The 23,598-nt window shown below is 74.8% G+C and carries 23 protein-coding genes, 1 rRNA gene and 1 pseudogene; 3 read left to right on the top strand and 22 right to left on the bottom strand.

Features of this window, described 5'->3' with window-relative positions; genetic code table 11:
- The 9 genes from BMW62_RS18050 to BMW62_RS18010 form a co-directional block, all read right to left on the bottom strand.
- A 16S ribosomal RNA gene (locus BMW62_RS18050) occupies nt 1-206 on the bottom strand; the annotation flags it as partial.
- A gap of 554 nt (nt 207-760) precedes the next feature.
- The gene (gene dapB, locus BMW62_RS18045) at nt 761-1,558 is read right to left on the bottom strand and encodes a 4-hydroxy-tetrahydrodipicolinate reductase (protein ID WP_091933792.1); all 798 of its coding nucleotides are present in this window, start codon (nt 1,556-1,558) and stop codon (nt 761-763) included.
- Nucleotides 1,559-1,606: 48 nt separating this feature from the next.
- Nucleotides 1,607-1,954, bottom strand: coding sequence for a VanZ family protein (locus tag BMW62_RS18040; protein ID WP_091933789.1), 348 nt, complete (start codon nt 1,952-1,954; stop codon nt 1,607-1,609).
- 8 nt (nt 1,955-1,962) lie between these two features.
- Nucleotides 1,963-3,336: a M16 family metallopeptidase gene (locus BMW62_RS18035; RefSeq protein ID WP_244524135.1), complete on the bottom strand. Its 1,374-nt coding sequence runs from the start codon at nt 3,334-3,336 to the stop codon at nt 1,963-1,965.
- Complete coding sequence (locus BMW62_RS18030; protein WP_211435190.1) at nt 3,333-5,615, bottom strand: polyribonucleotide nucleotidyltransferase; 2,283 nt, start codon at nt 5,613-5,615, stop codon at nt 3,333-3,335. The genes BMW62_RS18035 and BMW62_RS18030 overlap by 4 nt, the downstream gene beginning before the upstream one ends.
- Before the next feature lie 291 nt (nt 5,616-5,906).
- Nucleotides 5,907-6,176, bottom strand: coding sequence for a 30S ribosomal protein S15 (rpsO, locus tag BMW62_RS18025; RefSeq protein ID WP_091933787.1), 270 nt, complete (start codon nt 6,174-6,176; stop codon nt 5,907-5,909).
- 255 nt (nt 6,177-6,431) lie between these two features.
- Complete coding sequence (locus BMW62_RS18020; RefSeq protein WP_091933784.1) at nt 6,432-7,397, bottom strand: bifunctional riboflavin kinase/FAD synthetase; 966 nt, start codon at nt 7,395-7,397, stop codon at nt 6,432-6,434.
- Between the two features lie 20 nt (nt 7,398-7,417).
- Entirely contained in the window at nt 7,418-8,557 is a 1,140-nt protein-coding gene (locus BMW62_RS18015; RefSeq protein ID WP_170852456.1) for a branched-chain amino acid aminotransferase, read from the bottom strand.
- Between the two features lie 76 nt (nt 8,558-8,633).
- Nucleotides 8,634-8,972 (bottom strand): antibiotic biosynthesis monooxygenase family protein, encoded by a 339-nt coding sequence (locus tag BMW62_RS18010; RefSeq protein ID WP_091933781.1) that lies wholly within the window; start codon nt 8,970-8,972, stop codon nt 8,634-8,636.
- A gap of 71 nt (nt 8,973-9,043) precedes the next feature.
- Between BMW62_RS18010 and larB the strand changes: the two genes are divergently transcribed.
- Nucleotides 9,044-9,721 (top strand): nickel pincer cofactor biosynthesis protein LarB, encoded by a 678-nt coding sequence (larB, locus tag BMW62_RS18005; RefSeq protein ID WP_091933778.1) that lies wholly within the window; start codon nt 9,044-9,046, stop codon nt 9,719-9,721.
- Here the strand turns inward: larB and larE are convergent.
- From larE to rimP, 12 genes and pseudogenes are all read right to left on the bottom strand, one after another.
- On the bottom strand, nt 9,712-10,548 hold the full coding sequence (gene larE / locus BMW62_RS18000) for an ATP-dependent sacrificial sulfur transferase LarE (RefSeq protein WP_091933776.1): 837 nt from the start codon (nt 10,546-10,548) through the stop codon (nt 9,712-9,714). The genes larB and larE overlap by 10 nt on opposite strands.
- A 21-nt stretch (nt 10,549-10,569) precedes the next feature.
- Nucleotides 10,570-11,487, bottom strand: a complete 918-nt coding sequence (gene truB / locus BMW62_RS17995; protein WP_091933774.1) for a tRNA pseudouridine(55) synthase TruB — start codon at nt 11,485-11,487, stop codon at nt 10,570-10,572.
- The gene (locus BMW62_RS17990; protein WP_091933771.1) at nt 11,484-12,878 is read right to left on the bottom strand and encodes an MATE family efflux transporter; all 1,395 of its coding nucleotides are present in this window, start codon (nt 12,876-12,878) and stop codon (nt 11,484-11,486) included. The genes truB and BMW62_RS17990 overlap by 4 nt, the downstream gene beginning before the upstream one ends.
- 61 nt (nt 12,879-12,939) lie before the next feature.
- Nucleotides 12,940-14,010 carry a DHH family phosphoesterase gene (locus tag BMW62_RS17985; RefSeq protein ID WP_091933768.1) on the bottom strand — a complete coding sequence of 357 codons (1,071 nt, stop codon included), beginning with the start codon at nt 14,008-14,010 and terminating at the stop codon, nt 12,940-12,942.
- Complete coding sequence (locus tag BMW62_RS17980) at nt 14,007-14,249, bottom strand: hypothetical protein (protein WP_091933765.1); 243 nt, start codon at nt 14,247-14,249, stop codon at nt 14,007-14,009. Before BMW62_RS17980 ends, BMW62_RS17985 begins: the two co-directional genes overlap by 4 nt.
- Nucleotides 14,246-14,767 carry a 30S ribosome-binding factor RbfA gene (gene rbfA, locus BMW62_RS17975; protein WP_091933762.1) on the bottom strand — a complete coding sequence of 174 codons (522 nt, stop codon included), beginning with the start codon at nt 14,765-14,767 and terminating at the stop codon, nt 14,246-14,248. Before rbfA ends, BMW62_RS17980 begins: the two co-directional genes overlap by 4 nt.
- Before the next feature lie 75 nt (nt 14,768-14,842).
- Nucleotides 14,843-15,136: a DUF503 domain-containing protein gene (locus tag BMW62_RS17970; protein WP_091933759.1), complete on the bottom strand. Its 294-nt coding sequence runs from the start codon at nt 15,134-15,136 to the stop codon at nt 14,843-14,845.
- Nucleotides 15,137-15,289: 153 nt separating this feature from the next.
- Nucleotides 15,290-17,125: a translation initiation factor IF-2 gene (gene infB, locus BMW62_RS23265; protein ID WP_244524136.1), complete on the bottom strand. Its 1,836-nt coding sequence runs from the start codon at nt 17,123-17,125 to the stop codon at nt 15,290-15,292.
- 939 nt (nt 17,126-18,064) lie between these two features.
- Nucleotides 18,065-18,208: pseudogene (locus BMW62_RS23530) on the bottom strand (translation initiation factor IF-2 N-terminal domain-containing protein); the annotation flags it as partial.
- A gap of 61 nt (nt 18,209-18,269) precedes the next feature.
- Nucleotides 18,270-18,653: a YlxR family protein gene (locus tag BMW62_RS17960; RefSeq protein WP_091933753.1), complete on the bottom strand. Its 384-nt coding sequence runs from the start codon at nt 18,651-18,653 to the stop codon at nt 18,270-18,272.
- 8 nt (nt 18,654-18,661) lie between these two features.
- Nucleotides 18,662-19,813, bottom strand: coding sequence for a transcription termination factor NusA (gene nusA / locus BMW62_RS17955; protein ID WP_091933751.1), 1,152 nt, complete (start codon nt 19,811-19,813; stop codon nt 18,662-18,664).
- Nucleotides 19,810-20,439, bottom strand: coding sequence for a ribosome maturation factor RimP (gene rimP / locus BMW62_RS17950; protein ID WP_091933748.1), 630 nt, complete (start codon nt 20,437-20,439; stop codon nt 19,810-19,812). Before rimP ends, nusA begins: the two co-directional genes overlap by 4 nt.
- A 268-nt stretch (nt 20,440-20,707) precedes the next feature.
- Here rimP and BMW62_RS17945 point away from each other — a divergent pair, with 268 nt between their 5' ends.
- Both BMW62_RS17945 and BMW62_RS17940 read left to right on the top strand, forming a co-directional pair.
- Nucleotides 20,708-21,196 carry a hypothetical protein gene (locus tag BMW62_RS17945; protein ID WP_244524134.1) on the top strand — a complete coding sequence of 163 codons (489 nt, stop codon included), beginning with the start codon at nt 20,708-20,710 and terminating at the stop codon, nt 21,194-21,196.
- A gap of 12 nt (nt 21,197-21,208) precedes the next feature.
- Nucleotides 21,209-21,670, top strand: coding sequence for a ferritin-like domain-containing protein (locus BMW62_RS17940; protein ID WP_091933746.1), 462 nt, complete (start codon nt 21,209-21,211; stop codon nt 21,668-21,670).
- 10 nt (nt 21,671-21,680) lie between these two features.
- On the opposite strand, the gene BMW62_RS17935 is transcribed toward BMW62_RS17940, so the two are convergent.
- Nucleotides 21,681-23,570 (bottom strand): penicillin-binding transpeptidase domain-containing protein, encoded by a 1,890-nt coding sequence (locus BMW62_RS17935; protein WP_091933822.1) that lies wholly within the window; start codon nt 23,568-23,570, stop codon nt 21,681-21,683.
- Nucleotides 23,571-23,598: the final 28 nt, after the last annotated feature.

Genomic DNA, 23,598 nt, shown 5'->3' with positions numbered 1-23,598 from the left:
TCTTTCCACCACCAGACCATGCGGTCAGCGGTCATATCCGGTATTAGCCCCAATTTCTTGGAGTTATCCCAGAGCCAGGGGCAGGTTGCCCACGTGTTACTCACCCGTTCGCCACTGATCCCCACCGAAGTGGTTCACCGTTCGACTTGCATGTGTTAAGCACGCCGCCAGCGTTCGTCCTGAGCCAGGATCAAACTCTCCGTAGATGATTTGATACCGGCTGAGAACCGAGAGCTGACACTCTCGATATCAATCAACCAAAGGAATCCCAGCCGATCCGAAGACCGGCACGGGGTATTACTTGGCACTGACTTTCGGCACGCTGTTGAGTTCTCAAGGAGCGGACGCGCAGAAACTCGACCCTTCCGGGCTTCGTCCCTGGCTGGATGTCCAACTCTACGCCGGTTTCCAGCAGCCCGTCTAGCGGGGGCTGGTCCGGCGGCCCTCCCGGGCCGCGCGGCGCATGGAGAACCATACACGACCTCGCGGCCCCGTGCGCAAGTCCCCGGAGAGCGGTCCGCGTCACACCGTCGGATCGTCCCGCGAAGCCAGCCGCCCGAAGCCGGTCCCACGCTGGGCGAAGACCCGCGTCGGATCCCGCGCCAGCGCTGGTGGCTGCCTACGGGGACCCGCGCCGGAGCCCGCGCCAGCTCCAGGTGGCCGCCCCTGCCAGGCCTCACGCCGAGCGCAGGACGTGCGGCAACGGCCCTGCTGCAGGGGTCCGTCGGGGCTCGCGCGCGGCGGGGGTGAGCAGGTCCTCCTAGAGCCCCAGGAACCCTTCGATGCCGACGGTGAGACCGGGCCGCCGCCCGATCTCCCGGACTGCCAGCATCACCCCGGGCATGAAGGACGCGCGGTCGAACGAGTCGTGCCGCAGGGTCAGCGACTCCCCCGCGGCTCCGAGCAGCACCTCCTGGTGCGCGACGAGCCCGGCCAGCCGGACCGCGTGCACGCGCACGCCCTCGACGTCGGTGCCGCGGGCGCCGGGCAGCTCGTCGGTGGTGGCGTCCGGCACCGGCGGCAGGCCGGCCGCCCGCCGGGCCGACGCCACGAGGCGCGCGGTGCGCACCGCCGTTCCCGAGGGCGCGTCCACCTTGTTCGGGTGGTGGAGCTCGACGACCTCGACCGACGGGAAGAAGCGCGCCGCCTCCTGGGCGAAGCGCATGAGCAGGATCGCCCCGATACCGAAGTTGGGGGCGATCACGACGCCCAGCTCGGGCTTGGGCTCGAGCCACTCGGCGACGGTGGCCAGGCGGGCCTCGTCGAAGCCGGTCGTCCCGACGACGCAGTGGATGTTGTTGTCGATGCAGAACCGGATGTTGTCCATCACCACGTCGGGACGGGTGAAGTCGACGACGACCTGCGCGCCGGCGTCGGCCACGTTGAACAGCCAGTCGCCGTCGTCGACCATGGCCACGAGCTCGAGGTCGTCGGTGTCGTTCACCGCCTTGACCACCTCGGTCCCCATCCGGCCGCGGGCGCCGAGCACCCCCACCGGGATGAGGGGGGACTCCCGATCGGCGGGGGCGGGCTGCTGGTCGGTCGCGGTCGTCGTCACGCGGTCAGGTTTCCCGGCCCGGCGCCCGGACGCAAGACAGGCGCCGGGTCAGCGCGCCCGCCGGCTGACGGCTGCCCACGCGACCAGTCCCAGCAGGATGCCCGCGATGTCGGCCACCACGTCGGCGAGGGACATCGACCGGCCCAGCGGGGTCAGCCCCTGCACCAGCTCGCTGCCCAGGGCGTAGCCCGCGAGACCGACCCCGAGCGGCAGGCGGGGCAGGCCGGCCCACCGCCCGGTTCCCGCCAGGGCGGCGAAGACGAGCAGGTGGACCGCCTTGTCGGTGCCCGGGGGTGCGGTCGGCACCCCCGAGGCCGGCAGGAACAGGACGACGACGGAGACCAGCAGCGCGACCGCGAAGGCCGCCTGCGGCAGCCCGGTCCGCGTCGTCCGCATCCGTCGGGTCAGAGCCGGTCGAGGTCGGACTCGCGGTAGGGGCCGACCACGGCCAGGCAGGTCTCCTGGCCGAACAGCTCCCCCGCCACCGACCGCACCTGGGTCTCGTCGACGGACTCGATGTGCGCCAGCACGTCGCGCACCGGCACGTACTCGCCGTAGGACAGCTCGCTCTTGCCGAGCCGGCTCATGCGCGAGCCGGTGTCCTCCAGGCCGAGCACCAGCCCGCCCTTCAGCTGGCCGCGCGCCCGGGCCACCTCCTCGGACGTCAGCCCGTCGGCGGCGACCCGCCCCAGTTCCTCGCGGACCAGGCGGAGCACCTCGGGCACGCGCTTCTTCGAGCAGCCGGCGTACACCGAGAAGGCGCCCGCGCCGGCGTAGTGGGTCAGCGCCGACCCGACGCTGTACACCAGGCCGCGCTTCTCCCGGATCTCCTGGAACAGCCGGGAGCTCATGCCACCACCGACGGCGGCGTCCAGGACGGCGGCGACGTAGCGGCGCTCGTCGAGCCGGCCCATCGCGGGCGTGCCGAGCAGCAGGTGGGTCTGCTCGGTACGGCGCGAGATCAGCCCCGTGCTGCGTGCCGGCCGGGCGAGGTCCACGTCACCGGTGCGCAGCGGTGCGGGGCGAGCGGTGCCGGAGAGCCGGTCGCCGAACGCCGCCGTCACCAGGTCGAGCACCTGCCGGTGGTCCACCCGCCCGGCCGCCGTCACGACGATCGACGGCGCGGCGTAGCGGGAGCGGTACCAGCCGTCGACGTCGTCGCGGGTGAGCCCCTCGATCGACTCGACGGTCCCCAGCACGGAGCGACCCAGCGAGGTGTCGCCGTAGAGCGTCTCGGCGAACAGGTCGTGCACGGCGTCCGAGGGCTCGTCGTCGCGCATGGCGATCTCCTCGAGCACCACCGTCCGCTCGGACTCCAGGTCCGCCGCCGTGTTGGTCGCCTCGGTGACCAGGTCGGCCAGCAGCGTCACCGCGAGCGGGAGGTCGCTGGCGAGCACGTTGGCGTAGTAGCAGGTGTGCTCCTTGGCGGTGAACGCGTTCATCTCGCCGCCGACGGCGTCCATGGCGGTCGCGATCTCCAGCGCCCCGCGCGACGTCGTCCCCTTGAACAGCAGGTGCTCGAGGAAGTGCGACGCCCCGGCGACGTCCGGTGTCTCGTCGCGCGAGCCCACGGCCACCCAGATGCCGAGGGTCGCCGACAGCACGCCCGGCATCGTCTCGGTGAGCACGCGGAGCCCCCCGGGGAGCTCCGTGCGTTCCACCCGGCCGCCGACCTCGTCGAGGTCGAGCAGCGCGGTCGTCCCGACGGGAACCGGGGTGGGGGCCGCTCCCGGAGAAGCGGCGCCCACCCCGGCCCGGATCAGATCGGTCGTGGTCACTCCCCCGCAGGGGCGGACTCGGCCGGGGCCTCGGCGGGGGCCTCGGCACCGTCGGCACCCTCGGCACCCTCGGCGGCGACCGGCGCGAGGCTGATCTTGCCGCGGGCGTCGATGTCGGTGATCTCGACCTGCATCTTGTCGCCGACGTTCGCGACGTCCTCGACCTTGCCGATGCGCTTGCCGCCACCGAGCTTGCTGATGTGGACCAGGCCGTCCTTGCCCGGGAGCAGGGAGACGAAGGCGCCGAACGGCGTGGTCTTGACGACCGTGCCGAGGAAGCGCTCGCCGACCTTGGGCATCTGCGGGTTGGCGATGGCGTTGATCCGGTCCACCGCGGCCTGGGCCGAGGGGCCGTCGGAGGCGCCGACGTAGATCGTGCCGTCGTCCTCGATGGTGATGTCGGCGCCGGTCTCGTCCTGGATCGCGTTGATCATCTGGCCCTTGGGGCCGATGACCGCGCCGATCTTGTCGACCGGGATGCGCACCGTGGTCACGCGCGGGGCGTACGGGCTCATCTCGTCCGGGGCGTCGATCGCCTCGTTCATCACGTCGAGGATGTGCAGCCGGGCGGCGCGGGCCTGGGTCAGCGCCTGGGCGAGCACGTCGGACGGGATGCCGTCGAGCTTGGTGTCCAGCTGCAGCGCGGTGACGAAGTCCCGCGTGCCGGCGACCTTGAAGTCCATGTCACCGAACGCGTCCTCGGCACCGAGGATGTCGGTCAGCGCCACGTACTCCGTCTTGCCGTCGACCTGGTCGGAGACCAGGCCCATCGCGATGCCCGCGACCGGCGCCCTCAGCGGCACACCGGCGTTGAGCAGGGCCAGCGTCGAGGCGCAGACCGAGCCCATCGAGGTGGAGCCGTTGGAGCCCAGCGCCTCCGAGACCTGCCGGATCGCGTAGGGGAACTCCTCGCGGTCGGGCAGCACCGGCAGCAGGGCGCGCTCGGCGAGCGCACCGTGGCCGATCTCGCGCCGCTTGGGCGAGCCCACGCGGCCGGTCTCGCCGGTGGAGTACGGCGGGAAGTTGTAGTTGTGCATGTAGCGCTTGCGGTTGTCCGGCGACAGCGTGTCCAGCTGCTGCTCCATGCGGAGCATGTTCAGCGTGGTGATGCCCAGGATCTGGGTCTCGCCGCGCTCGAACAGCGCCGAGCCGTGCACGCGGGGCACGACCTCGACCTCGGCCGACAGCGGCCGGATGTCGGTGACGCCACGGCCGTCGATGCGGACCTTGTCGCGCAGGATCCGCTGCCGGACGACCTTCTTGGTGACGGCGCGGAAGGCGGCGGAGACCTCCTTCTCACGACCCTCGAACTGGTCGGCGAGCGCGGCCTTGACCTCGTCCTTGAGCGCCTCGGTGGCGTCCTCGCGCTCCTGCTTGCCCGCGATGGCCTGCACCTCGCCGAGGCGGGTCAGGGCGGCGGACTCGACGGCGGCGTAGACGTCGTCCTGGTAGTCCAGGAAGCGCGGGAACTCCGCGACGGGCTTGGCGGCCTTGGCGGCCATCGCGCTCTGCGCCTCGCACAGCGCCTTGATGAAGGGCTTGGCGGCCTCGAGGCCCTGGGCCACGACCTCCTCGGTCGGGGCGCTGGCGCCACCGGCGACGAGCTCGATCGTCTTCTCGGTGGCCTCGGCCTCGACCATCATGATCGCGACGTCGCCGTCCGGGAGGAGGCGACCGGCGACGACCATGTCGAAGACGGCGTCCTCGAGCTCCGAGTGCGTCGGGAAGGCGACCCACTGGCCGCGGATGAGCGCGACGCGGGTGCCGCCGATCGGGCCGGAGAACGGCAGGCCCGACAGCTGGGTGGAGGCCGACGCGCCGTTGATGGCCATGACGTCGTAGAGGTGCTCGGGGTCCAGGGCCATGACGGTGATGACGACCTGGACCTCGTTGCGCAGGCCCTTGGCGAAGGTCGGCCGCAGCGGGCGGTCGATCAGCCGGCAGGTGAGGATCGCGTCCTCCGAGGGCCGGCCCTCGCGGCGGAAGAACGAGCCGGGGATGCGACCCGCGGCGTACATCCGCTCCTCGACGTCGACGGTCAGCGGGAAGAAGTCGAAGTGCTCCTTGGGCTGACGGCCGGCCGTGGTGGCCGACAGCAGCATGCTGTCGCCCATCGTCACGACGACGGAGCCGGCGGCCTGCTTGGCCAGCCGGCCGGTCTCGAAGGTGATGCTGCGGCTGCCGAAGCTGCCGTTGTCGATGACCGCGGTGGCGGTGGTGACCCCGTCCTCGGGGTCGAACTCGGCGGCGATCGGGCCGCTGGTGGTGGGTGCGGACACGCTGTCCTTCTCTCGTCTGGTCGCAGCCGGCCCCTTGCCGGGTGCGACTTCCTCGTACGGCGGTGCACGCCGTCGGCGTCCGGGGCGACCGGTCTTCGATCGAAGCCCTCGGGCGGTGCTGGTTCCCCGTCGGGCGGAGGACCACTCCCCGTGCTCGGGGTGTCCCGGGGGCCACTACCGAGGACCGGCCCTCTGCGACGGACGCGTCGGGCTGCTCGCCGTGGCCCGTGCGGCGGGTGCCGCACGAGAGAGGGGACCGTCCCGGCTACCCGGAGCGGTCCCCTCGACGTGCTATCGGCGCAGGCCGAGCCGCTCGATCAGCGACCGGTAGCGGTTGATGTCGGTCTTCGCCAGGTAGTTCAGCAGCCGGCGGCGCCGGCCGACCAGCAGGAGCAGGCCCCGCCGGCTGTGGTGGTCGTGCTTGTGGTGCCGGAGGTGCTCGGTGAGGTCGCTGATCCGGCGGGACAGCATCGCGACCTGCACCTCGGGCGAACCGGTGTCCTTGTCGACCGTCGCGTACTCGGTCATGATCTGCTGCTTCGTCGCGCTGTCGAGCGCCATGGTTCGCCTCCTGGGCGGGTCACGTGTGGCCCCCGGTCTGACTCACGAGGGCAGCTCTCACACAGCCGTGCATGCACGGCTGGCGACGAGACTACCAGCGGTGATCGGCCGGTCGGACCGAGTGGGGGCCGGAGGCCATGTCCGACGTCGTCCTCCGGACTCCGACCGCCACCGGGTGCCGTCCCCACGGTGCTGAGCCGCTGCGTCGTCCCTGCGCGGAACCCTCCGGGTCCCACTCGGTGCGACCTGCTCCCGTCAGTTCGTCAACCCCAGGACGTGGCGGGTGTCCTCGACGTCCTTGGCCATGGCGGCCAGCAGGCCCTCCACGTCGGTGAAGGCGGCCATGGGCCGGAGCCGGAGGGCGAACTTGACGCCGACGTGCTCGCCGTAGAGGTCGCCGTCGTAGTCCAGCACGTAGGCCTCCACCGTGCGGCGGCTGCCTTGGAAGGTGGGGTTGGTGCCCACCGAGATCGCCGCCGGGAACCGCTCGCGGCTGGCCCCGCTGCGCGGGTCGCGGGTGACCAGGTGCCCGGCGTAGACACCGTCGGCGGGGATCGCGGTGTACGGCGGCGTCTCGACGTTCGCCGTCGGGTAGCCGAGGTCGCGGCCGCGGCGGTCCCCCCGCACCACCACGCCGTCGACCCGGTGCGGCCGGCCGAGCGCACGGGCGGCGGGCACCAGGTCCCCGGCGGCGACGCAGGCCCGGACGTAGGTCGAGGAGATGGTCACCTCGCCGTCCTCCGAGGCGTCCTGCGCCAGGGACACCCCCTCGACGGCGAAGCCGAAGCGGCGCCCCTCCGCGGTCAGCGTGGTGACGGTGCCGGCGGCGCGGTGCCCGTAGGTGAAGTTCTCCCCCACCACCACCTGTGCGGCGTGCAGCCGTTCGACGAGCACGGTGTGGGTGAACGTCTCCGGCGGGAGCTTCATGAACTCCGCGGTGAAGGGCAGCACGCACATGGCGTCCACCCCCAGCTCCGCGACGAGCTCGGCCTTGCGGTCCAGGGAGGTCAGGATCGCCGGGTGCGATCCCGGGCGCACGACCTCGGCCGGGTGCGGGTCGAAGGTCAGCAGGAGGCAGGGACGCCGCATCGCCCGGGCCCGCGCGACGGCCGCCCCGATGAGCTTCTGGTGCCCGCGGTGCACACCGTCGTACATCCCGACGGTGACCACGGTCCGCCCGAGGTCACCGGGGGTGGACTCCAGCCCCCGCCAGCGCAGCACGCGACCGTCCCCCGCCGCGGTCAGGAGACCTGGTGCAGCCAGCCGTGGGTGTCGGCCACCCGCCCGTGCTGGATGTCGAGCAGCGTCTCGCGCAGCCGCATGGTGACCGGTCCGGGCTCCCCGTCGCCCACGGTGAAGTCACCGGTGCGGGCACGGATCTGTCCGACCGGCGTGATGACGGCGGCCGTCCCGCAGGCGAAGGTCTCGGTGATCGAGCCGTCGAGCGCGCCGCTGCGCCACTCGTCGAGGGTCACCTTCCGCTCGGTCACGCGGTGCCCGAGCTCACGGGCGACGGTGATCAGCGAGTCACGGGTGATGCCCGGCAGCAGCGTGCCGGAGAGCTCGGGGGTGACCAGCTCGGCGTCCTCACCGGAGCCCAGGACGAAGAACAGGTTCATCCCGCCCAGCTCCTCGATGGAGCGCCGCTCCACGGCGTCGAGGTAGACGACCTGGTCGCAGCCGAGCTCGCTGGCCTGCTGCTGGGGCCGCAGGCTGGCGGCGTAGTTGCCGGCGCACTTGACGTCGCCGGTCCCGCCGGGCGCGGCCCGCACGTAGTCCTCGGAGACGAAGACCGAGACCGGGTGCACGCCGCGCGGGAAGTAGGCACCGGCCGGGCTGGCGATGACGAGGAAGAGGTACTCGTGCGCCGGCCGGACGCCGAGGAAGGACTCGCTGGCCAGCTGGTACGGGCGCAGGTACAGCGTCTGGTCCGGCCCGGTGGGCACCCAGTCGCGGTCGGCGTCGACGAGCGCGTCGACGGCGGCGAGGAAGGCGTGCTCGGGGACCGGCGGCATGGCCAGCCGCTCGGCGCTGCGGACGAAGCGCGCGGCGTTGGCCTCGGGCCGGAAGGTGGCCACGCTGCCGTCGGGCTGGGCGTAGGCCTTGAGCCCCTCGAAGATCGACTGCGCGTAGTGCAGGGCGGCGGTGCCGGGGTCCATCGGCAGCGGGCCGTACTGGGTGAGCCGGGCGTCGTACCAGCCGCGGCCGACCTGGTACCGGGCCACGAACATGTGGTCGGTGAAGTAGCGGCCGAAGCCGGGGTCGGCGAGCAGTTCCTCGCGCTCGGTGGTGGAACGGCGCTGCACGTCCTCCACGACCACCGGCACGCCGTCGACGAACGTCCGGGACGAGGTGCGGCTGTCGGCGAGCGTGTCGGTCATGGCTCCTACCCGGGCGTGCGAGGGATCGGCACCGGCCCGCGGGCGTGCGGGGCCGGTGCCGTCACACTAACCCGGCTCAGGCCTGCCCCTGGTGCTCGCCCTTCGGCCCGGCGGTCTCGAGCACCTCGTAGGTCCAGACGTGCGCCGAGTGCGGGGCGGCGGAGGCGAGGGTGTCGCCGCCGCCGTCGTGGGCGCGGTCGAAGTCCTGGCTGGACTGCCACGCCTCGTAGGCCTCCACGCTGCTCCACCGCGTGTAGACCAGGTACTGGTCGGTGCCCTCGACCGGGCGGAGCAGCTCGAACCACTCGAAGCCCGGCGTGCTCTCCACGGCTCCGGCGCGCCCGCGGAACCGCTCCTCGAAGCGCTCCTGCTTGTCCTTCGGCACGGTGATCGCGTTGATCTTGACGACGCTCATGGTCGGTCCCCTTCCCGGACGGCGTCGGTGCCAACCGCCCGACCGGCCGCGCGTGCGGCACGCTGGCGCGGGTGAGCGCACCCCGCACCGCAGACCTGGGCTTCGCCCGCCTGGACCTGGATCGCGAGGCCCGCACCGGCACGCCGGAGGTGGTCTTCGCGGCCGGCAAGACACCCGCCCAGACCGTCGCCTGCCTGGCCGCGCTGCTCGAGGGGGCCCCGCCGCCGTTCGCCTGGGCGAGCCGGGTCGACGGCGCCACCGCGGCCGCGATCCGCGAGCGGTGGCCGGACGCCGTCGTCGACGAGGAGGCGGGGTGCGCCTTCGTGGGAGCGGTGCCGGACCCGGTCGGCGAGGTGCTCGTGCTCACCGCGGGCACCTCCGACGGCCCGGTGGCCGCGGAGGTCGCCGCCACGCTGCGCGCGTGCGGCGTGGGCTGCCGGCGGGTCGACGACGTCGGGGTGGCGGGGATCCACCGGGTCCTCGCCGTCGCCCCGGACCTGGGCGCGGCCGACGCCGTGGTCGTGGTCGCCGGGATGGACGGTGCGCTGCCGAGCGTCGTCGCCGGGCTGACCGACCGCCTCGTCGTCGCCGTCCCCACGTCGGTGGGCTACGGCGCCGCGTTCGAGGGTCTGGCCGCGCTGCTCACCATGCTCACGGCCTGCGCGCCCGGCGTGCTCGTCGTCAACATCGACAACGGGTTCGGGGCCGGGGTCGCCGCCGCCCGGATCGCCCGCTCGGCTCAGCGGTAGCGGACGGGGTCGGGCAGCAGCTCGTTCATCGCCCCCGACCGGAAACCGCGCGGGTCCACCTCCACGGCGGCGAACCCGGCGACCGCCGACAGGAGCTCCGGCCGCGCCGCCACGTCGGCCACCAGCGCGGCATCGACCTCCACGCGAGCGCGATCCTCCCCCAGATCCCGCACCCGTAGGTCGCGCACCGGCAGCCCGGCGCCCGCGAGCGCGGCCCGCAGCGCCGCCTCGGCGTGCTCCACCCGCGCCAGCCCCGCGGCCGACACCGGCACCCCGTACGCGATCCGGCTGGCCAGGCAGGCCGCGGCGGGCTTGTCGGCCAGCGGCAGCCCCCACCGGCGGGCGGCGGCGCGGACGTCGTCCTTGGTGAGGCCGGCCCGCGCCAGCGGCGTCCAGGCGCCCCGCTCGGCCGCCGCGCGGATGCCCGGCCGGAAGCCGGCCACGACGTCGTCTGCGTTGGTCCCGGTGACGACGTCGTCGATGCCCAGCCGGTCGGCCAGCGGGCGGAGCACCTCGACCAGCTCGGCCTTGCAGAAGGCGCACCGGTCCCCGGCGTTGGCGCGGTACCCGGGACGGGACAGCTCGTCGGTGCGGGGCCGCTCGTGCCGGACGCCGAGCGACGCCGCGAACTCTCCCGCACCCGCGAGCTCGCCGGCCGGCAGGCTGGGCGAGACGGCGGTGGCCGCGACCACCCGGCCGGTCCCGAGCGCGCGCACCGCGGCGGCGAGCAGCACGCCGGAGTCCACGCCTCCGGAGAACGCGACCAGCACCCCGGGCAGCGGGCGCAGCAGCGCGTCGAGGTCGGCCAGCCGGGCGTCGAGAGTCACGGTCGCCAGGCTGCCACCGGCTCAGGCCGGCGGGAAGCCGACGACGACACGCGCCGTGCGACCGGCGTCCTCGACCAGGGCCGACAGCCGGCCGTCGGGGTCCACGGCGGCGTGCAGGCCGGCCGCACCGCTGGCGGGGATGCGCTGGCCGTAGCCCAGCGCCCGCGCCTCCTCGGCGGTGAGCGGGCGCTCGGGGAAGACCAGCCGGGCGGCCTCGGTGAGACCCAGGAACCCGGGACCGCCGCCGGCGACCAGCGAGGCGGCGGCGTCCTCGACGGTGCCCGCCTGCGCGATCGCGAACGGGCCCGACGCGGTGCGGCGCAGCGCGGTCAGGTGGCCGCCGACGCCCAGCGCCGCACCGGCGTCGCGGGCGATGGCGCGGATGTAGGTGCCGGCGGTGCAGTCGACCGTGACGTCGACGTCGAACACGTCGGCCTCGGGACGGGCGGTGCGGTGGACCTCGAGCCGGTGCACGGTGACCGAGCGCGGGGCGAGCTCCACGGCCTCCCCCGCCCGCACGCGGTCGTAGGACCGGCGGCCGTCGACCTTGACCGCGCTCACCGCCGACGGCACCTGCTGCAGCGGCCCGTTCTGCGCGGCCAGGGCCGCCCGGATGTCGTCGTCCCCGAGGTGCGCCGCGGAGGTGGAGCTCAGCACCTCGCCCTCGCGGTCGTCGGTGACCGTCGCCTGCCCGAGCCGGATCGTGGCCTCGTAGGTCTTGTCGTGGCCGCCGACGTACCCGAGCAGCCGGGTCGCGGTGCCGACGCCCAGGACCAGCAGCCCGGTGGCCATGGGGTCGAGCGTGCCGGCGTGCCCGATCTTGCGCACCGACAGCGCCCGGCGGGCGCGGGCGACGACGTCGTGGGAGGTCATGCCGCCGGGTTTGTCCACGAGCAGCAGACCGGGCGGGACGTCGGCGTCAAGGCGTCGGGGGCTCACCTCCTCACCGTCTCAGGTGCCCCCAGCCAGCGGTCACCCGCCACCCGCACCAGGACGGCGAGCAGCCGCAGCGCGATGAACAGCGTCAGGCCGGTCCAGATGCCGGCGAGGCCCAGCCCGAGCGGCCCGGCGAGCAGCGACAGCGGCAGGAAGCCGACCAGCGCGGCCGCGATGGTGACCGTCCGCAGGTACCCCACGTCACCGGCACCCATGAGGACGCCGTCCAGCGCGAACACCACGCCCGCCAGCGGCTGGAAGCACGCGAGGAACCACCAGACGACGGCGGCCTGCGCGAGGACCGCAGGGTCGTCGGTGAACAGCGGCGGGACCACGTCGCGGAGCGCGAGCAGCACGACCGCCACGAGGCAGCCGGTGCCCAGGCCCCACAGGACCACCCGGCGCGCTGTGGCACGGGCCTCCTCGGGCCGCCCGCCGCCCAGCGCGTGACCGACCAGCGTCTGCGCGGCGATCGCGTAGGCGTCCAGGACCAGGGCGAGGAAGAAGAACAGCTGCAGCGCGATCTGGTGCGCCCCCAGGGCGGCGGTCCCGGCCCTCGCGGCGACACCGGCGGCGACGAGGAACGACAGCTGGAGCACCGCGGCGCGCAGCAGCAGGTCCCGGCCGATGACCAGCTGCCGCACGATCGCCCGGGGACGGGCGGTCCAGGTGGCGCCCTCGCGGAGCAGCCTACGCACGAACAGGGCGGCGGTGAGCGCCTGCCCGGCCACGTTCGCCACGGCGGACCCGACGAGGCCCAGCCCCGCCGGGTGCACGAGCAGGGGGCACAGGACGAGGCTCAGCAGGCTCCCCGCGACGACGTAGCGCACCGGGCGGCGCAGCTCCTGCACCCCGCGGAGCCACCCGTTCCCGGCCAGCGAGACCAGCAGCAGCGGAGCACCGAGGGCGGCGACCCGCAGCCACTCCTCCCCCGCCGTGGCGACCGGTCCCGCGCCCCCGGCGAGCGCCCGGGTCAGCGGCCCGGCCAGCAGCTGGAAGAGGGCCAGCACGAGCACCCCGAGGCCGAGCGCGAGCCAGGTCGCCTGCACGCCCTCCTCGACGGCACCGGCCCGGTCGCCGGCGCCGGCGCGGCGGGCCGCGCGCGCGGTGGTGCCGTAGGCCAGGAAGTTCAGCAGCGCGGCGGCCCACGCCAGCAACCCGCCCCCGACGGCGAGCCCGCCGAGCGCGACCGTGCCCAGGTTGCCGACGACCGCGGTGTCCACCAGCAGGTACAGCGGCTCGGCCGCGAGCACCACCAGCGCCGGCAGCGCGAGGGAGAGGACGGACGCCGGCCGCGACGCGAGGCCCGCGGGACCGCGGGCGCCGGGGCGCGGAGGGCGGAGCCCTCCCGGCGCGGTGCCCGGATCCGGCTCAGCGCCCGTCTGGGAAGGCACCTGGTCGCGGTCGTCGCGGCGCGGGGGCCGGAGGCTTCCCGACGCGGCGGCCGGGTCCGGCTCAGCGCCCGTCTGGGAAGGCACTTGGACGCGGTGGGAGGCCGGAGGCCGACAGTGTGCAGAGCTCCGTGCGGAGCGCCTCCACCGTCTTCTCCCGGTCGAGGTGGGAGGTGTAGCCGGCTGCCGCGCGGTGCCCGCCCCCGCCGAGCGCCGTGGCCACCCGGGACACGTCGGTGGCGCCCCGCGAGCGCAGCGACACCGACCACGACCCGTCGGCCTGCCCCTTGAGCACGCAGGCGACGTCGGCCTCCGCGGTGGAGCGGACCACGTCGACGAGCGCCTCGAGCTGCTCCCCGGGGAGACCGTGCTCGGCCGCCTCGGCGGTGCTGGACCAGGTCCAGACCAGCCCGGCGCCCACCTCCCGCTCGAGCGCCGCGCGGCCGGCGACGACTGAGAGCAGCCCGAGCCAGCCGAAGGGGGCGGTGTCGAACAACCGGCGGCTGATCGCGGCGTGGTCGATGCCCGTGGCGAGCAGGCGGGCGGCGAGCTCGTGGGTCTCCGGCCGGGTGCTGCCGAACCGGAAGGACCCGGTGTCGGCGGCGAGCCCGGCGTAGAGGCAGGTGGCCAGCCGGGCGTCCAGCGCCACGCCCAGGCCGTCGAGCAGGTCGGCGACGAGCGTGACCGTGGCGGGCGCGGCGGGGTCCACCAGCCGCACCCGGCCGAAGCCGGGGTTGCTGGCGTGGTGGTCGACGACCACGGAGGTGCCGGCGCGGTCGAGCAGCGAGGCCAGCTCGCCGAGTCGTCCGGGCGAGGCCGCGTCCAGGCTGACGAAGACGTCCGGGGACGACGGGACGGCGTCGGCGGGCACCAGCCCCTCGGCGCCGGGGATCCACCCGAGCGAGGCGGGCAGGGTGAAGGGGCCGGGGAAGGTGGCGAGCACCCGGGCACCGCACCGCCGCAGCCCCTCGGCGAGCGCCAGGGTGCTGCCGAGGGCGTCGGCGTCGGGCTGGACGTGCCCGGAGAGCACCACGGTCGCCCGTTCCCGGGCCGCCTCGGCGAGCACCGCAGCGGCCGACCGCGTGGCGGTGGCGAGGTCCTCGGCCGCGCCACCGACCGGGAGCCGGGGGGTCACTCGGTGGGGTCGGGGTCGGCGACCCGGCCGCCCTGCCGCTCGGTGATGTCGCCGCCGCCCACCGGGTAGCCCGGGCCGCCGTCGTCCGGCTCGTCCCGGGCGATGCTCGGCACGTCACCGATCTGGCCGCGCTTGCCGCCCTGGGTCGGGTCGCCCGCATCGGGCGCCGGCCGGCCACCCAGCTCGGAGCGGCCCTGGCCCTCGTCGGGCAGGTTCGGGTCGGGGTCGGTCTCGCTCACAGGGTGCTCCTCGTCCGGGGCGTCAGGTCCTCGCCACCGTCATCGGCAGGTCCGCGGTCGGCCGGGGCGTCCACGTCGTGCTCGTCGTCGTCCTCGTCCTCCGCGGGCCGCCGGTAGGGGTCGGCCTCGCCGGCGTAGCTGGCGCCCTCCCGGGCGCGGGCGAGCTCTGCGTCGGCGTGCCGGGCCCGCTCGAGCGCCTCCTCGAGCTCGCGGGCCGTGTCGGGCACGATGTCGGCCACGAACGTCAGCGACGGGACGAACTTGATGCCGGTCTGCCGACCCACGGTGGACCGCAGCACCCCGGTGGCGCTGGTGAGCGCCTTCGCCGAGTCGGCGATCTGCGTCTCGTCGCCGTAGACGGTGTAGAAGACCGTTGCCTCCCGCAGGTCGCTCGTCACCCGGGCGTCGGTGACGGTGACCATGCCCAGGCGGGGGTCCTTGATCTGCGACTCGATCGCCGCGGAGACGATCTGCCGGATGCGCACCGCCAGCTTGCGTGCACGGGCCGGATCGGCCATCGGGACCTCCAAGGTTCGTGGGTGGAACGGCCGTCTCGCAGGGTCCCGCGGCGAGCCGTGGGGAGAGGGCGTCCTTCAATCGCTGTCGCTGAACAGCTGCCGGTGGGTCGACAGCAGCGTCACCTCCGGCCGCTCCGCCAGCAACCGCTCGCAGGCGTCGAGGACGTCGGTGACCTGGCCGGCCTCCCCCGCGACGGTGGCGATCCCGATCTGCACCCGGCGGTGCAGGTCCTGGTCGCCGACCTCCGCCGCGGCGACGGCGAACCGGCGCCGGAGCTCGGCCACGATCGGCCGCACCACGGCGCGCTTGCCCTTGAGCGAGTGGACGTCGCCCAGCAGCAGGTCCGCGATCAGCGTCCCGGTGAACACGGCGATCGTCCTCTTCCTCCGGGAGCTGCCGAACGCCCTCCGCGGCTGAGACGGGCCTCCTGGCTCAGCTGGTGGGGTCCTGGCTCACCGCCGACGGTGAGCCAGGTCCCCTGATGATCAGGTGACCTGATCATCAGGGGACCGCTGGGCAGATCAGTCGCGCGGCTTCTCGCGCAGCTCGAAGGTCTCGATCACGTCATCGACCTTGATGTCGTTGTACGACCCCAGGCCGATACCGCACTCGTAGCCCTCGCGGACCTCGGTCGCGTCGTCCTTGAACCGGCGGAGGGAGTCCACCGACAGGTTGTCGGCGACCACGGCACCGTCACGGATCAGGCGCGCCTTCGAGTTGCGCACGATCGTGCCGCTGCGGACCAGCGAGCCGGCGACGTTGCCCACCTTCGGCACCCGGAAGACCTCGCGGACCTCTGCCGTGCCGAGCTGGACCTCCTCGTAGATCGGCTTGAGCATGCCCTTGAGCGCGGCCTCGATCTCGTCGATCGCCTGGTAGATGACCGTGTAGTACCGGACGTCCACCCCTTCGCGGTTGGCGAGCTCGGTGGCCTGGCCCTCGGCCCGGACGTTGAAGCCCAGGACGATGACGTCGTCGGCCAGCGCCAGGTCGATGTCGCTCTTGGTGATCCCGCCGACGCCGCGGTGGATGACCCGCAGCGAGATCTCGTCGTCGACCTCGATCTTCATCAGCGCCTCTTCGAGCGCCTCGACGGTGCCCGAGTTGTCGCCCTTGATGATCAGGTTGAGCTGACGGTTCTCCTTGAGCGCCGCGTCGAGGTCCTCCAGGCTGATCCGCTTGCGCATCGAGGCGTTCTGCGCGTTGCGGATGCGAGCCTGGCGGCGGTCGGCGATCTGCCGGGCGACGCGGTCCTCGTCGACGACGAGGAAGGTGTCACCGGCACGGGGCACCGAGGTGAGGCCCACGACCTGCACGGGGCGGGCCGGCAGAGCCTCCTTCAGCTTGTTGCCGTGCTCGTCGAGCAGTGACCGGACGCGACCGTAGGCGTCGCCGGCCACGATCGAGTCGCCCTGGCGCAGCGTGCCGCGCTGGACGAGCACCGTGGCGACGGGGCCGCGGCCCTTGTCCAGCTTGCCCTCGATGACCACACCCTGCGGGTCCTGCTCGGTGTTCGCGCGCAGGTCCAGCGAGGCGTCGGCGGTCAGCAGGATCGCCGCGAGCAGGTTGTCGAGACCCTGCCGGGTGATCGCCGAGACGTCGACGAACATCGTCTCGCCGCCGTACTCCTCGGCGACCAGGCCGTACTCGGTGAGCTGCTGGCGGATCTTGGCGGGGTTGGCCCCCTCCTTGTCCACCTTGTTCACCGCGACCACGATCGGCACCTCGGCGGCCTGGGCGTGGTTGAGCGCCTCGACCGTCTGCGGCATGACGCCGTCGTCGGCGGCGACCACGAGGACGACGATGTCGGTGACCTTCGCGCCGCGGGCACGCATCGCGGTGAACGACTCGTGACCCGGGGTGTCGATGAAGGTGACCGGACGCTCGTTGCCGTCGAGTTCGGTGACGATCTGGTAGGCGCCGATGTGCTGGGTGATGCCGCCGGCCTCGCGGGCCACCACGTTGGCGTCGCGCAGGGCGTCGAGCAGCTTGGTCTTCCCGTGGTCGACGTGACCCATGACGGTCACCACCGGCGGGCGGGCCGACCAGTCCTCCTCGTCGCCCTCCTCGTCCCCGAAGGTGAGGTCGAAGGTCTCGAGGAGCTCGCGGTCCTCGTCCTCGGGGCTGACGACCTGGATGACCCAGCCGATCTCGGCACCGAGCAGCTGCAGCGTCTCGTCGTTCACCGACTGCGTCGCGGTGACCATCTCGCCCAGGTGGAACAGGGCGGTCACCAGCGCGGCCGGCTGGGCGTTGATGCGCTCGGCCAGGTCGGTCAGCGAGGCGCCGCGGGGCAGCCGGACGGTCTGCCCGTTGCCGCGCGGCAGGCTGACGCCGCCCATGCTGGGCGCCGCCATGGAGTCGAACTCCTGACGCCGCTGCTTCTTGCTCTTGCGCCCGCGGACCGGACCCCGGCCACCGGGACGCCCGAAGGCACCGGCCGTACCGGCACCGGAGCCGCCGCGACCACGGCCACGGCCACCGCCGCCACCGCGGAAACCACCGCCGGCGGGGGCGCCGGCACCGCCGCCGCCACCGGGACGGAAGCCACCGCCGCCGGCACCGGGACCACCCGGGCGGCCGCGGCCGGCACCGCCGGGCCCACCGCCCGGTCGGCCGCCACCGGCGGGACGGGGCGGCATCATGCCGGGCGAAGGACGCTGCGGCATCATGCCCGGGTTCGGGCGCGGGCCACCGGGACCGGCCGCCGGACGGGGACCGCCGGGACCGGCGCCGGGACGGGGACCGCCCGGACCGGGGCGCGGACCGCCCGCACCGGGCGCCGGACGGGGACCGCCCGCGCCGGGCGCGGGCCGGGGCCCACCGGACGGGCCCGGACGGGAGCCACCGGCCGCGGGGCCGGGGCGCGGCGTGCTGCTGAACGGGTTGTTGCCCGGACGCGGAGCCGGCCGCGGACCGGGACGCGGACCGCCGGGCGCACCGCCACCGGCCGGGGCCGGGCGGGACGCAGCGGGACGCGGCGCGGACGGCTGCTGCGGGGGCGCCGCGGGAGCCTGGGCGGCCGGAGCCTGCGGAGCCGGGGCCTGGGCGGCCGGGGCCTGCGGAGCCGGGGCCTGGGCGGCCGGCGCCTGCGGGGCGGGCGCAGCCGGGCGCGGACCCGGACGGGGTCCGGGGCCGGCCAGGCGGGCCGGAGCCGACGCGGCCGGGGCCTGCGGAGCAACCGGGGCCTGGGGGGCCGCCTGCGGCGCCGGGGCGGCCGGTCGGGGCGCGGGTGCGTTCGGGCGCGCGGCGGCGGCCCCGTCGTTGCCGCCGCCGGTGGCGGCGCCGAGCGCCTCGCGCAGCCGCCGGGCCACGGGGGCCTCGACGGTGGAGGACGCGGACTTCACGAACTCGCCCTGCTCCTTGAGCTTGGCGAGCACGGTCTTGCTGTCGACACCGAACTCCTTGGCGAGTTCGTGTACGCGGGCTTTGCCTGGCACGGGTCTCCTCTTGGTGAGGCCGGCGGCTTGCCCGCTCGACCTCGTCGTTAGTGGCGCATGGTCATCGTGAGAACTTCACGGCTGAGTCATCCGACGGTGTCCTGTCGACGTGCGGACCGGCCTGGTGCCGGCCCGACTGGGTACTGCTCCCGCCCTCTCCCAGCCCGGTCCCGGTGGCCCCCGGAGAGGCGCCCAGGACGTGGGCCCGGAGCGGACCGACCTCCACCGGGGCGCTGCTGCGCAGCGCCCGCGGGAAGGCCCGGCGTCGCTCCGCTGCGCGCAGGCACTCCGTGGTCGGGTGCAGCGAGGCACCACGACCGGGGAGGCGCCGCCGCGGATCGGGAACCACGTTCCCGGCCACGACGACGACGCGCAGCAGGTCGTCGGCCGACGCGCGCTTCCGGCACCCCACGCAGGTGCGGACCGGATTCGACGTTTCGGCCATCCGCAACTCTAGCGCGTGGCCGGTCCGCGTTGTTCCGCGCGGCGGGGAGCCGAGCGCGAACCGCCCGCGGAAGCCTGCGATCGGCCCCCCGGGGCACCGCCGCGCCCCCCGCCCGGGTGAGGGGGCAGGCCGGAGCGCAGCGGCGGGCGGCCCACCCCCGGCGAGGGGGTCGCGCCGGATTCGTCGTCCTGGGCGTCGCTGCGGATGTCGATCCGGCAGCCGGTCAGCCGCGCGGCCAGGCGGGCGTTCTGGCCCTCCTTGCCGATCGCCAGCGACAGCTGGTAATCGGGGACCACCACCCGCACCGCCTTGGCCTGCGGGTCGACCAGCTGGGCGCCGGCCACCCGGGCCGGGCTGAGTGCGGAGGCGACGAACGACGCCGGGTCGTCCGACCAGTCGACGATGTCGATCTTCTCGCCGTGCAGCTCGCTCATGACGTTGCGCACCCGCTGGCCCATCGGGCCGATGCAGGCACCCTTGGCGTTCAGCCCCGGCACGGAGGTGCGCACCGCGATCTTCGACCGGTGCCCCGCCTCGCGGGCGACCGCGACGATCTCGACGCTGCCGTCGGCGATCTCGGGCACCTCGAGCGCGAACAGCTTGCGCACCAGGTTGGGATGGGTGCGCGACACCGTGACCTGGGGCCCGCGGTAGGTGCGGGACACGGCGACGACGTAGGCCTTGATCCGGCTGCCGTGGGCGTAGGACTCGCCCGGCACCTGCTCGGCGGAGGGCAGCACGGCCTCGACCTTGCCGATGTCGATCATCACGATGCCGCTGGCGTTGCGCCGCTGGTCGGCCTGGACGATGCCGCTGACGATGTCGCCTTCCTTGCCGGCGTACTCGCCGAAGGTCTGCTCGTGCTCGGCGTCGCGCAGCCGCTGGACGATGACCTGCTTGGCGGTGCTGGCGGCGATCCGGCCGAAGTCCGAGGGGGTGTCGTCCCACTCGCGGACGACCTCGCCGTCGGGGCCGATCTCCTGCGCCAGGACGGCGACCTCGCCGCTCTTGCGGTCGACCTGCACGCGCACGTGCTTGGCCGCACCGTCGGCGTGCCGGTAGGCGGTCACCAGGGCGGTCTCGAGCGCCTCGATGACCGTGTCGACCGGGATGCCCTTCTCCCGCTCCACCGCCTTCAGCGCGGTGACGTCGATGTTCACTTCTCTCCTCCGTCGTCGTCCGCGAGCCCGGCCTGGTCCAGGTCGTCGTGCTCGGCGGCGTCGTGCTCCGCGATGTCGTCCGTGCTGTCGTCGAGGGCGTCGGCCCGGCCGAACTCCACCTGCACCCGCCCGGCGCCGAGCTCGGCCCAGGGCACCCGGCGCGGCTGCGGGGGGCGCTTCTTCGTGCCCGGCTTGCCCTTCGCCTCGACGGCCAGCGTGACGCCGTCCTCGTCCACCGCGGTGATCCGACCGGTGAGCTGCTCGGTGGCCCCGGCCGGGCCGACGCCCACCGCCACGAGCCGCCCGGTGTTCCGGTGCCAGTGGCGCGGCTCGGTGAGCGGCCGGTCCACCCCGGGGCTGGTCACCTCGAGCACGTAGGGGGTGCGGCCCATGCCGTCGTCGTTGCGGTCCAGCACGTCGGACACCGCCCGGCTGACCTCGGCGATGTCGTCGAGGGTGATCCCCGCGTCGCGGTCGACGACGACGCGGACGACGCTGCGCCGGCCGGCCGGGGTGACGACGAGCTCCTCGAGGTCGTACCCCGCCTCGGTGACGACCGGCCGGATCCAGCCGGTCAGCCGATCGGTGGCGGAATCGCTCCGCTGGGTTCCGCGAGAGGCGGACACGCTGGCCTCCTCAGGCTCGTCGGCGGCACGGTGCCGTGCGCGCAGTTCTGCGGCCCGGCGCCGCGGACCTGCGTCGCTGGCCGGGCCCGGTGTCGAGGGGAAGTGCTCAGGCTACCGCCCACCCCGTCCCCCCGGCCCGGCGCGGGGCGGCCGAACCCGGGGGACGAGGGCCGGGGGCGCGGGCGTGCGGCGGACGTCACGGCGACGCGGCGCGCCCGGCCGCCCGGAGGACCGCCTGCCGGCGCCACCGGCTGCGAGGATGGGGGTGATGTCTCCCACCACCCGTCCCGGCCCGCGGACGCTCACCCGGCGGACGCTGCTGGCGGTGTCCGCCGCCGGTCTCGCCGCCGCGGCCGCCGGGTGCACCTCCTCCCCGCCGGTGGACGAGCGCGACACCGTGACCAGCGCCCAGGCCGACGAGCTGGCCGCGCAGGTCGGCGTCCAGGAGACCCTGGTCCGGGCGTACGAGACCGCCTTCGACGCCGACCCCGCTCTCGCCGCGGCGGCCGGCGTCCTCGCGACCCAGGCCGGGGAGCAGCTGGACCGCCTGCGGGCGGCCGCCCCCGGGAGCAGCCCCTCGGCCGCCCCGCCGGCCGATGCTCCGCCACCCGGTGAGGGCCAGGCCTGGCTGCGTGCGCAGGTCGCCGCCGCCGCCTCCTCCCACGCCGCCGCCGCCCTGGGGCAGTCCGGCGCCCGGGCGGCGCTGCTGGGCTCCATCGCCGCGGGCCTGCGCGGCCACGAGGCGCGACTGGCATGACGGAGGACCGCGATGGCTGACGACGAGACCACCGGCACCTCCGCCGAGGACGCCGCCCTGAACACCGCGCTGGCCGCCGAGCACGCCGCCGTGTGGGGGTACGGCGCGGTCGGTGCGGCCCTCGGCGCCGACGGGCGCGCCGCCGCCGCGGCCGCCGAGGCCGGCCACCGCGAGGTGCGGGACCGGCTGATCACCCTGCTCGACGGGCGCGGCGCCGAGCCGGTGCTCCCCGAGGCCGGTTACGAGCTGCCCTTCCCGGTGCTGTCGCCGGTGGACGCCGCCGCCCTCGCCGTCGTCCTGGAGGAGGGCGTCACGGCCGCCTGGGTGCGGGTCCTGGGCCAGGCGGCGGAGCGGACCACGCGGGCGCTGGCGGTGGAGGTGCTCGGCCCCGCCGAGGTGCGGGCCGTCGGCTGGCGCGAGGCCGCGGGGCGGACGCCGGTCACCAGCGCCCTGCCGGGACTCCCCGCGACGTAGCCGCGGCGGGTCAGCCCAGGGCGCCGAGGAAGGCGTCGGTGACGGCGACGGCGGCGCTGCTGGACTGACCCGCCTCCACGAGGGTCGCGAAGGCGATGTCGCCCTGCGGGCCGCCCAGCTGGTAGCCCGCGAACCAGCCGTGCGACTCCGGCGGGCTGGCGGTGCCGAACTCGGCCGTGCCGGTCTTGCCGTAGACCTCACCCCGGTCGGCCAGCGCCTGCGCGGTGCCCGACAGCACGACCTGCCGCATCATCGGCCGCAGAGCGTCGGGCACCCCGGCCGCCGGTCCGGCCGGCGCCGGCCCCGCTGCCGCGGCCCCCACGACCTCCACCGGCGCGACGGGGGTGCCCCCGGCGATCCCCGCGGCGACCAGGGCCAGCTGGGCGGGGCTCATCAGCACCTCCCCCTGCCCGATCGCGTTCGCCGCCTTGGTCGTCCCGGTGCTGTCGCGCGGGACGCTGCCCCCGAAGACGTCGACCGGCAGCTCCCAGTCGGTGCCGACGCCGTAGGCGGCCGCCGCGTCGGCGAGGGCGGCGTCCGGCAGCTCCAGCGCCTGCTGGATGAAGGTGGTGTTGCAGGACTGCGCGAAGGCCTCGGTGAACGGGACGGTGCCCAGGTCGAACTGGTCCTGGTTCTCGAACTCGCGCCCCTCGACGACCGTCGTCGCCGGGCAGGGCACCGGCGTCTGCGGGGTGAGGCCGCCGTCGCCCAGCAGCGCGGTCGCGGTCACCGCCTTCATGCTGGAACCCGGCGGGAACTGCCCGGTGAGCGCGTTTCCCGGATTGGCCGCCTCGTTGGAGGCGACGGCCAGGATCTCCCCCGTCCCGGGGCGCACGACGACGAGGTGGGCGGGCAGTGGCTGCGTGGCGACGGCGGCCTCGGCGGCCGTCTGGATCGCGGGCACCAGCGGGGTTTGCACCGGCTCGCCGGCGACCGGGGGCACCGCGGCGATCTCGCGGCCGGTGTCGCCGGTCGCCTCGTCCGTGCTGACCACCGCGACGGTGAAGCCGGCGGTACCGCTCAGCTGCTCCTGGTACGCGCGCTGCAGCCCGGAGAGCCCGAGTTGGTCACCGGCTGCGTAGCGCGGCTCCCCGTCGACCGCGGTCTCCTCCAGGAGCTCCGCCGTCGCCGGGCCGACCCGGCCCAGCAGCGCGACGGCGAACCGGGGCGACGGGGCGAGCAGCCGGGTGTCGGTCGGGAAGACGGCCCCGGGCAGGTCGAACACCTGGGCGCGGATCTGCTCGAACTGCGGCCGGCGGAGGTCGATGACCGGCACGAACTGCCCCGCCGGTGCGGCCTGGACGTCGGCGACGATCTGCTCGGCGGCGATCCCCGTCGCGGCCGAGAGCGCCGCCGCCAGCGCCGGCAGGTCGGTGACCTGGGCGGGGTCGACGCCGACCCGGACCACCTCGGTGGGGGTGAAGAGCGGGGCGCCGGAGGCGTCGGTGATCGGCGCCCGCTCCGGCAGCTGCCGGTCGAGCTCCAGGCGCTGGCCCTCCTCCAGCTCGGGGTGGACGAGGGCCGGCTCGGCGACCACCTCCCAGGTGTCGTCACCCTCGCGCAGCCGCAGGGTGCCCTCGTAGGTCCACTCGGGCGCCGCCTCGAGGTCCCAGGTCGCGGTCCAGCCGACGGTGGCGACGTCGTCCTCGACGGCCACCTCACCGAGCTCGGCGGTCAGCCCGGCGCCGGGCAGGTCGCCGGCCGTCTGCTCGAGCAGGGCGGTGGCCGACGCGGGGTCGGTGGTCGCACCGGCCGCGGCGGTGAGGTCACCGGCCGACCAGTCGTCGAGGAAGGACTCCGCGGCCGCGCGCACCTCGTCCTCGCTGCCCGAACAGCCGGCCAGCACGGGCACGGCGAGCAGGAGCGAGGCCAGCACGACCGGGGTGGGACGGGTGCGCACCGGCACAGGTTGCCAGAGGGCCGGCCCT

It is taken from the genome of Blastococcus sp. DSM 46786 (genome assembly GCF_900109665.1).
GTDB lineage: Bacteria > Actinomycetota > Actinomycetes > Mycobacteriales > Geodermatophilaceae > Blastococcus > Blastococcus carthaginiensis.
Note: the sequence above shows the minus strand (reverse complement) of the source record. Positions and strands in the feature narration are given on the sequence as shown.